We start from the raw sequence: 14,784 nt of genomic DNA, 5'->3' as shown, positions 1-14,784 counted from the left end.
CGTCGCCTTCTGGCTGTGAATGAGTCTGGACACTGAAAGCTAGCAGCTCCACGCGCTCTTTGGAGATTCTCACGCCTTCGACCATCTCCTGCAGCGCATCTGATGAGCCGGATGATCAAATTTTTGTTGTTGCAGCCAGCGAAGATGACGAGCGCCCCAAGCGGTCTTGCGCGGAAAGATCCGACCGCGCCGGAGCAAGAATGCGCTCACTTGTTGACGATGCACACACAGCGTTTCAACAGCGGCGGCTCTTGCGCGCAGGAGATCGCGCATCGCTTCATGGCTTTCGTCCGGAACCCAAACAGCCGTCAGTTCGCCGGCCCGAAGCAGCTTAGCGAGCGCGACCGCGTCGCGATGGTTGGTCTTGACCCGATCGCCCGGCTTACGCGGAATGAGAGAGGGCGCCACCACGGAGCAAGGGAACCCCATTGAAACGATGAGTCGGTGCAGGCCATAGCCGGTCGGTCCTGCCTCATAACAAAAATGCGCCTGCGCGTGCTTGGCGGTAATGCGCTTGATCAAGCGACGCATGTTGTCGACCGAAGAATCCACCTCGAGCACCCACCTCCGACGGTGTCAGACAACCGGTCGATACATAAGGGGCGCCAGGCGAACAGCCTCTTGGGGGTCGAAGTTCGTGTCCGGTTCGTCAACAGGTGAACCGCCCCTCGCCGACAGTTCATCGTATCGGCACCGCGCTGACCGACACATCGACATGCATGCCTATCGTGTCGTCTTCACTGCCAACGAATCCGCCAGAGATGGGGATGGCTTGGGCGGCCTCGCGGGTTACGCCGACGCGTATCAGGTTCGCGCCGGCAATCAGACCGTTGGTCGGGTCGTATTCGACCCAGCCAGCGCCGGGCAAATAGACGCCGCACCAGGCATGCGTGCTTCCGCCGCCGCGGGTCTCGCCCGATGTATCGTCATAAAGATAGCCTGTGACGAAGCGCGTCGCGATGCCGTAGCTGCGCAGAGCCTCCATCATCAGCACGGCGAAGTCGCGGCACGTGCCGGAGCCGAGCTCTACGGTCTGGGCCGCCGTCTGCGTACCCTCCTCATAGCGGGCGTCATAGCGGAACTCCTCCTTGATGGCCTGCGTCATCGCCTCCAGCACCTTCAATGTTTCAGTGGCGCCGGAGTCAGCGACGATGCGTTGAGCCCAGGCGTCGACCTTATGGTCTGGGTCCGGCATCTGCCGTTCGGCGAGTAGTGCGAGGTCAGGAGTCTCGTTCTGCGCATAGGAGAAGGGAAAAGTCTCTGCGCCGGGATCAAGACTGTAGTGCGGCAGCGGTTGACCTTCTGGATGGTGCAAGAGATCCAGCGTCGATACGATCGCCAGCCGCGTAGTCCGCAGCGTCTCAGGCCATTCAAAGAAGCACACGGAATTGTTGAAGACGTCGTGTTTCCAAAGTGTGTTGGCAGGAGCGGGATCAACCTCGAGTTCGGTCTTGAGGAGGCGTAGATCATGGCTGTCATCGGGCCGCAACATCAGCCGGTGACGCAGGAGGCCGACCGGATTGCGGTAGGTGTATTCAGTCGTATGGACAATTTTGATCCGCGCCATCTGCCTGGTCCCGAGTATTCAATTCGTGTCACCGCTTTTCAGAACCCGCTGGTCAATGACATGCGTTTTTTCTCGAGGGAAGGAAATCGCGGGGGCTGAAGCCATGACTTACGACTGCGAGCGATCCGCAGCGAGTCGATAAATCGCCAAGAATGATAGAGCGCGCGATCCGCTGACCGCAATGCTTCCATTCGCTCATCTCCAGTCGCCACCGTCGTCTGTTGCCGCGCGATCGCCTCCAGGAGTTTTTCGCGTTTGGCCTTTCGATCTGCAGCGACTTGCGACGCAAATGAAGAGATGTCGTCGAAAATGCATCGGGACCGCGCTCATTGGATCCTTGGCGACGTCGAGCCATGCGGCCAACGCCTGTGCGCCAGCGCCGATGCTCTGGGGTGAGGCCCTCAGCTGATGCTTCACGTCCGGACCCGCTCTTCTCAATCGAATTCCCGAACGCTACTGCGGTCTGCAGAAGCCAGTAGAAAGGACGCGGCGCAAACATAGCGAGTTTCAGCATGCTGCCTGACTCCAGCCTTTTGCCAGTCTCGTCGCGAAGTTAATGCTATGCTACCGTCCTGTGCGGACAGTTTGGTCAAGCAATCAACCGCACTGCTTGAACATAGCGCCTTCATTTGCGCCATTCGAGGCTCTGCTAACCTCAGGGAGGAGTGATATGAGCAATTTGGTTGTATTTGACTTTGATGGCGTTCATACCGCCGACGAGGTCCTGAACAAATTGCGCTCGCTGCAAAAGGAATATCTAATCGATCTTGAAGACGCATGTGTCGTCGAGCGTGATTCCGATGGAAAGATTCATATTAAGCAAGCCGTTAACCTCACGGCTCTCGGAGCCACGACCGGCGGGACGAGAGGGGCCTTGTTAGGCACGCTGGTAGGCTTTCTTTTTCTCAATCCCCTTGCTGGCATGGCTGTTGGCGCCATTGTCGGCGCTGGTTCCGGCGCCCTTGCGGGCCAGCTCGTCGACTACGGCATCAAGGACGATTTCATTCAGAAGCTAGGTGAGACTATTCCCGCCGGATCCTCGGCGCTGTTCATCCTCTTCAAGAGCTTCACCGAGGACAAGGTGCTCCCAGAAATTGAGCGCTATAAGCCGCGTATCTTGAAAACCTCACTCTCAAACGAGCAAGAAGCCAAACTAAGGGCGGTATTGGGCCAGGCCTCGTAGACGACCCGCGCCAAAAGGTAAGCCCAACAAAAAAACGCCCCGCCGTCACATCCAAGATCGGGGCGTTCTCGTCGCGCCGACATGACCAACCGGCGCGAGGTTTTTCTTCATGACGCGCACGGACTGCTTACGGCGAAGACTTTTTTCGCTTTGGCCGCGGCGGCTCGGCGGTCAGAGTTGGATGCGATTACTCCGATCACCGATCCAGTCGATCCAACTTACCCATTCGCTTCCGACAGCAACTGAGTATTTTTAATGTATGCTATCGAGAGTCTGCGTTCACTAGAGCGCTGTTTCCGCAGGGCTTGGGGCCGGCGTCTGGGTGCGCGGCGCTCCAGAAAACATCGTGGCGATCCACTGAGTCGACGGAAATTGCGCGCAGAGCGTGAGAAACGCGATCGCCAGGGGAACGCCGATGAAAGCTCCGGGAACGCCCCACAAGAAGGTCCAAAGAACGACGGCGAACGTCACGACGGAAGGTGAAATCGCCAATGCCGAACCTGAAATGAGCGGCTCGAGATAGCTTCCAATGACGAACTGAATGACGGCGAGCGCTAACAACACGAAAACCGCAGTTTGCCAAGAATCGAATTGAACGAAAGCAAACAGCGCTGGAAAGACGGTAACGACCAGTGATCCGATATACGGCAGATAGTTGAGCGCAAACGCCAGGATTCCCCATGCGGCCGCAAGTTCAAGACCCATGAGCAGCGCGAAAACGCTGACGGCGACGCCAGTCGCAACGCTCGCGATTGTGCGCACGAGCATATATTTGCGGAACTTCGCCCCGATCAACTGACTCGCTCTCAACAGGCGGCGACTTGTTTCTTCGTCTTTCAAGCCGGCGATATGGACTTGGAAATCCTCAGTCTCGGCGAGGCCCATAAGCAGGAATATGAAGACCAGAAGAGAGAAGCCGACGAGAACATTGACCCTCGTAGCGACTGTTTTCAGGAAGCCGACCAACCACGCCGTGTTGAAATTTTCGGTCACGTGCGACATGACGAATATGTCGTGCTCTTCAAGCCACTTCGTTGAGTTGCGGAACGTCGCCTCGATCTTTGACAGATTCTGCCTGATCCAATCGGCGATCTCGCCGCCTCCCCATATGACCATCGAGGTAAGCGCGACAACGACGCCCAATGTCACGACAATGGTGGCCAGCAGCGCCAAAGCTCTTGGCATTCTGGATTGGAGCTCTTTCTGCAGCGGCCAAATTAACGCAATGATGAATATCGCGAAGATCACCGGCTCGAAGACCGCCTGGGCCATGGAAGACACTGCAAGCACTACGATCGCTATGACGAGCGCCGCCATAATGCTCACGATTTTGTTGTCCATCTCGTCCCCCTAACGTCTCGATCGTTGACCCGCCGTAATTCACAGAAGCTGAAACAATTGCCGCCAAGAAACGTCGGATAGCTCGATCAGACAGACCCTCGCTGCGGAAGTTTAATGTCATCGGTCCATGGACCAGCTGTCGCCCAGTGGCAGCGGTCGTCAGAGGCGCCAACGCCACACTTTGGAAACAAGCGGCGGAGGCTCCGTTCGTCCTTTAGGCTCGCAGTGTGACGATACAGTTTCAGGCATCAGCATTCGGACTGATGATGCCTTGCAGGTCAATTGAGCGCCCGTTGAATGAGGTGCGTTGTAGAACACAAAGGGCGAGATGGCCCAATGAGTCACACGATCGCCAGTAGAGCCATCGAAAGCACGTAACGCACAGCGCCCCAGTCGGCCGACTGCGTTGCTCAACCTTCAGCTCGCGGCAAGCGCTTCTCGCAGCGCCTTTTCCTTGCTGTCGTCGAGCGACGTCTTGAGCACTGTTCCGCCTGTGCCCTTCACGGCTTCCAACACTTTGTCGCCAGTGACCTTCTTGATCAAGAGGAACAGGGCCGCATTGCCGGGCTGCAGCGTCTCGGAAAGTTGCTTCATAAAGTCGTTGTTGATGCCGTAATCGGTGAGAGCGCCGCTGACGGCTCCAGAGGCGGCGCCAAGCGCGACGCCGAGAAGCGGGTTGAGGAAAATCACGCCGATCAACAGGCCCCAAAAACTCCCTGAGACCGCTCCGGCCGCCGTCGTGTTGAAAAGCTGATTGAGCTTGACGTTGCCGTCGGCTTGCTTGACGGCGATGGCGGCGTCGCCGAGCTCGATCAAATATTCCTTCTGAAGCTGCAACACCTTCTGGCGCATTCCCTCGGCCTTGGCTTCGGTAGGATAAACGATGACAACGAGATCGGACATGTTCGCTCCCTATATCGCCAGCTGCAGCCGGCTTGCTCGACATTTCCATAAGCGCCGCGTCGGCGCCATCGCCCTTTGTCCTAAACGAATTAGTATAAAGGCTCGCCTTGCATCACGTCAGGTCGTTATTGGTCGACTGAGGCCGGAAAAGGACCGCCAGTCCGCCAATCACCAGCCCAATGAGCGCGATCAGCAGCGCCGACTTTTTTTAGCCAGGCGATCGCCGGCACAGTCAGGGCCAAAGCACCCCGAGAATTGCGATGCGACCGAGACATGAACGCCGGCGACGAATGTTCCCGCGCGAGGAGCAGCATGAGCGCAAGCCCCGTCGCGGGACCGTTCAAGAAGGTGTTCACCGACGGCCACAGAACGATATTCATCGCGATGAGGAACGCCATCCAATGCAGAGTCTGCGTCACAACGATCTGCTTGCGTGCGTGCTTGTCTTTGGTTTGGCGCCAACCAATGAAGACGCACGCGGCGCCAACCGCCAACGCCAGGAACTCCCAATATCCGTCAAAGGGTTGCCGGTGATGCTGGTGTAGGCCACTCCCAGCACCGCCAGAAGCAGCACGTCGAGATAGGCAGCTTGCTGCGCAAGCGTTCCGCTTTGCGCGCGAAAGAATCCGCCTCATCCGCGGCCATGGGGGGTCATCTGATCACTCATCGCGCTTTGCCCTCCTGTATCCGATTGGCTCTCATCGACCCGCGCCGCAATGCTCGAATGATTTCCTACTTGTCTTATTCGCGCATCGCGCCTGAACTTGGCGCGACGACGAACAGCGGCGGCTCTTGATTGACATCAATTTTCTGGCCGACTTCGCCATTGCGCGAAATCACCGTGCCGTCGACCGGCGAAACAATATCGGTCAGAGTAAGATCGTTGCGCACCGCGGCGAGCGCCTTTTCGATTCGAGCGACTTCAGCTTCATCGGCGGCGACCCGCGCCTTCGCGCTTTCGTAAGCCGCGCGTGATTTGTCGAGCGCTGCGCGAGAAATGGCGCCGCGCGCGTTTCTGTCCTGAGTCCGCTCGAAATCTCTTTGCGCACGCAAGAGCGCGCTTGCGCTCCTGTCGCGACGAAGTTGGACCTTCGCCAGAGCCGCCGTCTCGTGATCCGCCGCGGCCTCATAGGGCCGAGGATCAATCTTTCCGCAGAGCTGGCCCGCCTGAACTTTCGCGTTGGGCGCGCAGAGCAGCGAGTCGATCGTTCCCGAGACCTGCGCGCCGAAATTCACTGGCTTCGGCGCGTCCGTCGTCTTCGTCGCTTTCCCCTCGCGGAGCGCGGCGCTTTGGGCGACCGTGTCGGTCGCATGTTGATCGGCGTCGCTGCGATGCAGGAAACCATAGACTTCTCCGGCGATGAGACCTAACACCGCGAGTCCGCCCAGAAAGCCCTGCCAATTGCCCCATCCGTTGGAAGTCTTGCGCGATGCGTCCTGCGCGAGGGCTTGCCGGACGTCCAGCGCAATGGGCCTGGCCGGCGGTTCCGGGGCCGGCGACGAGCCGCGCCTGGACCGAAAGGCGCGAATGACGAATTTTTCAGCCTCGACGATGAGGAAGAAAACAAAACCGCCCAGAAACAGCCACGGCCAAACATTCAGGGGAATGGCGGCGGCGCCGAACAAACGCTGCAGCGGCGGCGCATAAGTGAACAGAAGCTGGAGAATGATAACCGCGCCGACGCCGAGCGGCACATAGCGGTTGCCAAGATGCGCGGCGATCGACAGCGACGAATCCGTCTTGAAGCGGCTGTTGAACAGATAGAAGACCTGGCCGATGACGAGCGCATTGACTGCAACGGCGCGCGCAAGTTCGTCGGCGGCGTCTTGCGACTTCATCCAGAAGAACGCCGACAGGGTGAGGACAAGCAGCGCCAGACCAACAAAGATGACTCGCCATATCGCGAAGCCGTCGAGTATCGGTCGCGACACCGCGCGCGGGGGACGCTGCATCACGTCGATCTCGTGCGGCTCGAAGGAGATGACGAGCCCAAGCGCCACCGACGTCACCATGTTGACCCAAAGGATCTGCGGAGCCGTGATCGGCAAGATGAATCCGACGACGATCGCGACGAGAATGACCAGCGCCTGGGCGACGTTGGTCGGCAACATGAAAAGCAGCGCCTTTTCAATATTGTTGTAGACCGTCCGCCCCTCACGAACCGCCGCCGTGATCGACGCGAAATTGTCGTCGGCGAGCACCATCGCCGCGGCTTCCTTCGTGACCTCGGTGCCTTTGATGCCCATCGCCACGCCAATATCGGCGCGTTTGAGCGCCGGCGCATCATTAACGCCGTCGCCGGTCATCGCCACGACCTGACCGTTCGCCTGAATCGCTTTCACGAGCCGCAGTTTGTGCTCGGGGCTGGCGCGCGCGAAAACGTCAACATTGCGTACCGTCTCCTGGAGCGCGGCGTCGTTCATCTCTTCGATTTCGGCGCCGGCGACGGCGGTTCTCCCGTCGCCGATGCCGAGCATCTTGGCGATCGCCGCCGCAGTGATCTTGTGATCGCCCGTGATCATCGTCACCCGAATGCCGCCATTGTGGCATTCGGCGACGGCCTCGACCGCTTCCTTGCGCGGCGGGTCCATCAGTCCGACCAGCCCTAAAAGGATGAGGTCGCGAGGCAAATCCTCGGGCGCCAGACTCGTTGTCTCAAAACGCGGATTGGGCAGCCAGGCTAGTCCCAGCACGCGTTCGCCCTGCGCCGCGAGCCGGTCCGACGCCTGCATCCAATAATCGCGCATCAGCGGCGCGGGAACACTTTCAGTTTCCTGCCGGCTGCAGTGCGCAAGAATGACTTCGGGGGCTCCCTTGACGAGCAGCATGCGGCCGCCGCCCGCGTCCTCATGCAAGGTCGCCATGAATTTGTGTTCGGACTCAAAGGGTATCGCGTCGAGCCTGCGCCGCCCCGCTCTTTCGGCTTGCCGGTCGAACCCCAGTTTGGCGGCGAAAGGATAAAGCGCGGCCTCGGTGGGGTCGCCTTCGACCTTCCACACGCCGTCCGATTGGCGCAGCTCGGAGTCGTTGCAAAGCGCTGAAACCATGGCCATGCGCTTGAGGACAACGCTTTGGCCTGCCGGCTCGCCGTCGAGCAGCACCTCGCCTTCGCTCGCATAGCCGTCGCCCGTGACATGATATTGCGAATTCGCGCTGACGGCCGAAGCGACCATCATCTCCATGAGCGTCAGCGTGCCGGTCTTGTCGGAGCAAATTCTCGATACGGATCCGAGCGTTTCGACTGCGGGAAGTCGGCGGATGATGGCGTTGCGCTGCGCCATACGCTGCACCCCGATCGCCATCGTAATCGTGATCAGCGCAGGCAAGCCTTCGGGGATCACCGAGACGGCGATGCCCACTACCGCTTGAAAAGCCTCGACAAACGGCAGGTCACGCACCCATCGCCCATAGGCGAAGATCAGGACGCTGATGACGCCGATCACTTTCGCGATCGTGTGTCCGAACTCTTTGATCTGGCGCAGCAGGGGCGTTTCAAGCACATTGACCGCGGCCAGCATCTGATTGATGCGGCCGAGCTCCGTCGCTGCGCCCGTGCCGACGACGATCCCCAGGGCGCGACCCGAGACGACCAGAGTGCCTGAGAACGCCAAGTTCTCGCGATCTCCGACCGTCGAATTTTCCGGCGTGAGGTCCGTCGACTTGTCCGCCGGCACGGACTCCCCCGTCAGGGCGGCTTCGTCCGTTCGCAGGTTTTTCACCTCGATGAGGCGAATGTCCGCGGGTATGCGATCACCTGATTCGAGAAGCACGACGTCGCCTGGAACGAGTTCCTCCGCGGCGACGACGCGCGTCTCGCCATCGCGCAACGTGCGAGCCTCGGAAGAAAGCATGTTGCGGATTGAATCCAGCGCCTTTTCGGCCTTGCCTTCCTGGATAAAGCCGAGCAGCGCATTGATGACGACGACGCCGGTGATGATCGACGCGTCGAGCCAAAGTCCGAGCATCAGCTTGATGAAGCCGGCGGCAAGCAGGACATAGACAAGGACATTGTCAAACTGCAGCAGGAACCGCATCAGCGGTCCGCGCTTCGATCCTTCAGGCAATCGGTTCGGGCCATATTTCTCGAGGCGCCTGGCCGCCTCATCGCGCGCGAGCCCTTTCAAAGGATTGCTCTCGAGACGACGAATTGTCTCGTCGACGGCAATTGCATGCCAGGGCGGATTTTTCGCCGCGTCTCGATCGGTCACTGACTGAAACTCCCGCCTAATTAAATTCGGCGCGATCTTGTCGGATCGCCGCGCTACAGTAAAGTTGAGAAATAGCCGTTCCTTGATACAGCGCGACGGCTCAAGGAGCGCTGCGACGCCTCTTCTTCAGCGACGCATAGTGGTCCGGCCTTGAAAAGGACTCGCCGAATTCAATAGAGCCACGCCACAAGACGAAGCCTTCTGGAGAACGTTCGATGACGAAAGGCGGCGAAGCGCCGATGAAGCGCAAAGAGTATGAGGCGGCGCTACGGAAGCTGCAGGTGGAGCTTTGCGCCTTGCAGGATTGGGTCAAGGCGACGGGCCAGCGTGTGGTCGTCGTCTTCGAGGGGCGCGACGCCGCCGGCAAGGGCGGCGTCATCAAGGCGATCACCGAAAGAGTGAGCCACCGCGTTTTCCGGGTGATGGCGCTGCCGGCGCCCTCCGATCGAGAGAAGACGCAGCTGTATCTGCAGCGTTATGTGTCTCTGCTCCCCGCGGCGGGCGAAATCGTGATTTTCGATCGCAGCTGGTACAACCGCGCGGGCGTCGAATATGTCATGAGGTTCTGCACCGAAGCGCAGCATCGTCGGTTTCTCGAAATCTGTCCCGAGTTCGAACTCTTGATTGTCGACGACGGCATTCTGCTCCTCAAATATTGGCTGGAGGTGAGCGAGGAGGAGCAGAAGCGCCGCTTCGAAGCGCGCATCGACGATCCCTTACGCCAATGGAAGCTCAGTCCGATGGATTTATGTTCGCGGAGCCGATGGTACGACTATTCGCGCGCGAGAGACATGATGTTTAAGGCGACCGATACGAAATTCGCTCCCTGGCGCATCGTGCGCTCGGACGACAAGCGGCGGGCGCGCCTCAACTGCATAAGTCATTTGCTCAAGTCCATTCCGTATGAAGCCGTCGAACATGAAAAGGCGAAACTTCCGAAGCGATCGATGGAGGGCGCCTATGACGATCTCGCCTCGCTCGAAGGATTGAATTTTGTGCCGGAAAATTATTGAAGCAGCGTAACGTCGGGCGCGCTCAGGCCTGCTCCCGAATCCCGAACCATAAGACATACAGCGCCGGCGTGACGATCAGCGTCAGCACGGTGGCGACGAGAAGCCCGCCCATCACCGCGAAGGCCATCGGGCCCCAAAAGACCGTGGGCGCGATGGGAATGAGCCCCAGCACCGTCGAAACGGCGGTCAGCGTGATGGGACGGAATCTGGACAGCGTGGCGTCGACGACGGCTTTCCATTGATCCGGCTCCTCGCGTCGTTCCGTTTCGATTTGCTCGACGAGAATGACCGCATTGCGCGCGATCATGCCGAGCAGCGACAAAATGCCGAGAATGGCGACAAAACCGAGCGGCTTTCCAAAGATGAGTAGCGCCGCGATGATTCCGATCAATCCCATCGGCACAATGCTCAGAACCAGCAGCGTGCGACTGAAGCTTTGGAGCTGGATCATCAGAAGGGTGATCATCAGAAACAGCATCAGCGGCACGCGCGCAAACACCGAGCCCTGCGACTTCGCGCTTTCCTCGACGGTCCCGCCCGTGTCGATGCGATACTGGGGCGGCAGGCTCGCACTTACTGTGGCGACTGCAGGCGCGAGCGCGGCGACGGCGGTCTCGGCCGTCAGCCCAGGCGCTGGGTCAGCCTGAACTGTCAACGTCGGCGCCCGGTCGCGGCGCCAGATCAGCGGGTTTTCTTGCTGGAAATCGAACGTCACGATCTGGCCGAGAGGCGCCACGCCGCCGCTGGGCGTGGCGATTTGCAGCGTCTGCAGCGTTGAGAGCGACATCCTCTGTTCATCTGTCGCGCGCGCGACGACGTCGACGAGATAGATGTCGTCTCGAACCTGCGTGACGGCCTGGCCCGTCACCACGCCCTTCAATGCGGCCGCCAGCGCCTGAGAACTCAGGCCGACGAGGCGCGCTTGATCCTGATCCACCTTTATATGGATGGCGCGCGCCGGCTCGATCCAATCGAAATTTATCCGTCTGACGGAAGGGTCCGCGCCAATTGTCTTCGCCAGATCGAGAGCAATTTGACGAACCTTTTCAGGGTCGGGACCGATGACGCGGTATTGCACGGGCCAGCCCACAGGCGGTCCGAGCTCCAGCGGCGCGATCCGCGTGACGAGGCCGGGAAAATCCTCGGCGAGGATTTTTTCAAGTCTTTGATGAAGCCTGTCGCGCGCGGCCACGTCTTTGGCGATGACGACATATTGCGAGAAAAAATCATGTGCGAGCTGGACGTTGAGAGGCAGGTAGAAGCGTATGGCGCCTCGGCCGACATAAGCGCTCCAGCTCGCCACGTCGGGGTCCCCTTTGAGAATCTTGTCGAATTTCTCCACGACGGCCTGGCTGGCGTAGATCGAGGCGTTTTGCCGCAGAGACAGATCGATCACGAGTTCTGGGCGATCGGACGCAGGAAAGAATTGGCGCGGCACGAGCGGCGTCGCCAATAAAGCGATGACGAAGCAGGCCAAAGTGACGCCGAGCGTCACCCATTTCGCTCTCATCGCCGCGACAAGAAGCGTGCGGAAAACGCGCAGCACGGGACCTTCCCGCTCGACGGTCGAGGCGTCCGGTTTCTTGAGCAACGCCACGCCGATCAGAGGCGTGAACAGGACGGCGACGACCCAAGAAACGATCAGGGCGATCGAGACCACCGCGAAGATCGAGAATGTGTATTCGCCAGCCGAGCTCTTGGCCAAACCGATCGGCACGAAACCGGCAGCAGACACGAAGGAGCCGGTAAGCATAGGAAACGCCAGAGTTTTATATGCGTAGCTTGCGGCCTCCTCCTTTTCGTCGCCAAGCGCAAGACGTGTGGTCATGACGTCCACCGTCGTCATCGCGTCGTCGACGAGCAGGCCAAGCGCAATGATGAGCGCGCCGAGCGATATTCTCTGCAGATCGATCCCCGCAAGCTGCATGATCGGGAACACAACGGCGAGCGTCAGCGGAATGGAGACCGCAACCACCGCGCCGGCGCGCACGCCCAGACTGATCAGACTCACGGCCATGATGATCGCGATCGCCTGCCAGAGCGACGTCATGAAATCGCCGATCGCGTGCTCGACGATTTGCGGCTGATTGGCGACCAGAATGGGCTCAATTCCGATCGGCAGTTCCGACTTCGTCTCCTCCAGCGCCTTCGCAACGTTGCGGCCCAGGGCGAGTATGTCGCCGCCCGGTCGCATGGCGATCGCCAGTCCTATCGCCGGACGGCCGTTCACTCGGAACATCGACTGCGGCGGGTCGACTGACGCGCGCCGGATTTCCGCGATGTCGCGAAGCCGGAGCAGACGGCCGTTCACCGGAATGTTGATCGCCAGAAGATCGCTCTCCGACCCGAAGGCTCCCGATACGCGCAATGAGAGTTTTTCTTGATCCGTCTGGATGACGCCCGAAGGGATGACCTCGTTCTGCGCTTGCAGCGCCGCAATGAGCTGAGACCGGTCCAAGCCCAGACCAGCAAGCTGCCGCGTTGAAAACTCGATGAATATCCGTTCATCCTGCGCGCCGAGGACTTCGATCTTGGAAACGTCGGCGACATTGAGCAGCCGCGAGCGAACGGTTTCCACATAGTCTCGCAGCTCGCGATGGCTGAAGCCGTCCGCGGTGAAACCGTAGATGATGCCGAAGGTGTCGCCGAAATCGTCGTTGAACCCCGGTCCGACGACGCCTGCAGGAAGCGTATGGCGAATGTCGCCGACATTCTTGCGGACGTTGTACCAGATGTCCGGCACTTGCGACGGCGTCGTCTCGCCTTTCAGGTTCACGAAAATCGTTGTGAGACCAGCGGTCGTATAGCTGCGGATGAAGTCGAGGCTGGGCGTCTCCTGCAGCTTGCGCTCGATCCGCTCCGTCACCTGTTTGAGCGTGTCGTCAAGCGTCGCGCCCGGCCAGGCGGCCTGCACGATCATCGTGCGAAAAGTGAAATTTGGATCTTCGTTCCGGCCCAGACTCCAATAGGAGTTGAGACCGGCGATCACGACCGAGATCATGCAATAGATGACGAAGGAACGGTGTCTGAGCGCCCAAGCCGACAGGTTGATCTCTGTCATCACGGCGTATCCAGGATTCGGACCTTCTGGCCTGGGTGAAGCGACTGAACGCCGGCGGTAACGACGGTGTCGTCGGGCGCCAATCCTTCCGCAACGACCACCGAGTCGGCGGAAAAGCGCTGAACCTTGATGTTTCGCATCGATACGGTCATCGTCGCCGGATCGACGACCCAGACGCTCGGCTGGCCGCCGGACTCGGTCAACGCAGCAGCGGGAATGGAGATTGCGGCCGAGGGATCAAGACGCATGCGGCCGGAAATGGTCGCGCCTAATCGCATGGCGGGCGGGGGAGCGATAATGGTGACGCGCACGCGAAACGTCCGCATCGTAGGATCGGCCTGCGGATCGATCTGTCGCACGCGTCCGACCGCTGTGACCCTGGGTTCATCCGTCAGCGCGAGATCGACTCTCGCGTCTCGCGGCGCAGCGCGCAGCAGACGCGCCGGCGCGTCGAATACCGCATCCCACCCACCCCTTCGGGCGATGCGGAAAATCATTTGACCGGCCTGAACCACTTCTCCCGCTTCTGCGCCCCGCGCGACGATCGTTCCGGGCAGATCGGCCTTAAGCTCCGTGTAACCGACGCGGTCCTGCGCGATTTTCAGCTGTGCGGACGCATCCTCGATGTCCGACTGAGCGGTCTCGACGGCTGTCTTCGCCTGATCGAACTTCACCTGCGTCGTGTATCGTCTCGATAGCAGAGACTGCTCCCGCGCGAAATTGCTGCGCGCCTCTCGCAAGCGCCCTTGCGCCGCGGTCAGTCTCGCCTGCGCCGACCGCAGACCATTCAGTTCGGCCTGCGGGTCCAGTTTCGCCAGCACCTGATCGCTCCTGACGGCATCGCCCACGCCCACGAAACGCTCCGTCATCCTGCCGCCGATACGGAAGGCGAGCGCGGCTTCGTTTTCGGGCTGAATGCTTCCGGTCAGCTCAACTGTCTCGCCGATCTTGCTTTTCTCGATTACGATGGCGCGAACCGGACGCGTTTCGGGAGCTTTCTTGTCTTCTTCCCGGCTGCATCCCGTGAGCGTCAGTAGGACCGCGGATGTAGTGAATGCGAGGCGCCATAACCCCGCGATCCACATGATCTTTCTCAAGCGCGCCACATTTCTATCCTGAATTCGCGTCTTCGACATTTAAGCCGTAAACGGCATAAACTGGAAGGTCTGTAGCGATCCGCGCAGCCTGATTGCTCTCTTGTGGATAAGGCATTGGTATGGAGTGGCTGGCGGTCGGAATGCATGTCGGAGGCGGTTAAGAGAGTTACTCGAGGCGAATGGTGGCTATATTGCATGGCGTCTACGGCGCGATGCATCATTGCCGCCGGCATTTCTCTGGGGAACGAGTGCGGCGACCTATCAGCTTGTCAAGGAGTTGATGCAGAAAACTCGGTGCGCGATCTCGGAGTCTTTTTGTCCAACACTCTGTTTCACGCGCGCGAGAGCGGCTCGATGCATTCGATTTCGTCGCGCCGCGCCGAGGAGAACTCGACGTTGCTGATATCTTA

The 14,784-nt window shown here is 59.8% G+C and carries 9 protein-coding genes and 1 pseudogene; 3 read left to right on the top strand and 7 right to left on the bottom strand.

The features are described 5' to 3' along the window. Positions 1-49 precede the first annotated feature (49 nt). Together IYX23_RS07585 and IYX23_RS07580 are read right to left on the bottom strand one after the other, a co-directional pair. Positions 50-567, bottom strand: a pseudogene (locus tag IYX23_RS07585) (transposase); the annotation flags it as partial. 112 nt (positions 568-679) lie between these two features. Continuing rightward, the gene (locus IYX23_RS07580; RefSeq protein WP_196392315.1) at positions 680-1,567 is read right to left on the bottom strand and encodes a transglutaminase family protein; all 888 of its coding nucleotides are present in this window, start codon (positions 1,565-1,567) and stop codon (positions 680-682) included. 670 nt (positions 1,568-2,237) lie between these two features. Between IYX23_RS07580 and IYX23_RS07575 the strand changes: the two genes are divergently transcribed. Further along, positions 2,238-2,750, top strand: a complete 513-nt coding sequence (locus IYX23_RS07575; protein WP_196392314.1) for a DUF1269 domain-containing protein — start codon at positions 2,238-2,240, stop codon at positions 2,748-2,750. A gap of 282 nt (positions 2,751-3,032) precedes the next feature. On the opposite strand, the gene IYX23_RS07570 is transcribed toward IYX23_RS07575, so the two are convergent. Continuing rightward, positions 3,033-4,091 (bottom strand): AI-2E family transporter, encoded by a 1,059-nt coding sequence (locus IYX23_RS07570; RefSeq protein WP_196392313.1) that lies wholly within the window; start codon positions 4,089-4,091, stop codon positions 3,033-3,035. 417 nt (positions 4,092-4,508) lie between these two features. Then, entirely contained in the window at positions 4,509-4,994 is a 486-nt protein-coding gene (locus IYX23_RS07565; RefSeq protein ID WP_196392312.1) for a DUF1269 domain-containing protein, read from the bottom strand. Between the two features lie 401 nt (positions 4,995-5,395). On the opposite strand from IYX23_RS07565, the gene IYX23_RS07560 reads away from it, so the two are divergent. Beyond that, positions 5,396-5,539 carry a hypothetical protein gene (locus IYX23_RS07560; protein ID WP_196392311.1) on the top strand — a complete coding sequence of 48 codons (144 nt, stop codon included), beginning with the start codon at positions 5,396-5,398 and terminating at the stop codon, positions 5,537-5,539. Between the two features lie 196 nt (positions 5,540-5,735). On the opposite strand, the gene IYX23_RS07555 is transcribed toward IYX23_RS07560, so the two are convergent. Then, the gene (locus IYX23_RS07555; RefSeq protein ID WP_196392310.1) at positions 5,736-9,203 is read right to left on the bottom strand and encodes an HAD-IC family P-type ATPase; all 3,468 of its coding nucleotides are present in this window, start codon (positions 9,201-9,203) and stop codon (positions 5,736-5,738) included. 215 nt (positions 9,204-9,418) lie between these two features. On the opposite strand from IYX23_RS07555, the gene ppk2 reads away from it, so the two are divergent. Beyond that, positions 9,419-10,216, top strand: a complete 798-nt coding sequence (gene ppk2 / locus IYX23_RS07550; protein ID WP_246716561.1) for a polyphosphate kinase 2 — start codon at positions 9,419-9,421, stop codon at positions 10,214-10,216. 22 nt (positions 10,217-10,238) lie between these two features. Here ppk2 and IYX23_RS07545 read toward each other — a convergent pair whose 3' ends face one another. Beyond that, a complete protein-coding gene (locus tag IYX23_RS07545) occupies positions 10,239-13,277 on the bottom strand; it encodes an efflux RND transporter permease subunit (protein WP_196392309.1) in 3,039 nt (1,012 codons plus the stop codon). After that, entirely contained in the window at positions 13,277-14,383 is a 1,107-nt protein-coding gene (locus IYX23_RS07540) for an efflux RND transporter periplasmic adaptor subunit (RefSeq protein WP_348643637.1), read from the bottom strand. The genes IYX23_RS07545 and IYX23_RS07540 overlap by 1 nt, the downstream gene beginning before the upstream one ends. Between the last annotated feature and the right edge of the window lie 401 nt (positions 14,384-14,784).

The organism is Methylocystis sp. L43, from assembly GCF_015709525.1.
Classification (GTDB): domain Bacteria; phylum Pseudomonadota; class Alphaproteobacteria; order Rhizobiales; family Beijerinckiaceae; genus Methylocystis.
Note: the sequence above shows the minus strand (reverse complement) of the source record. Positions and strands in the feature narration are given on the sequence as shown.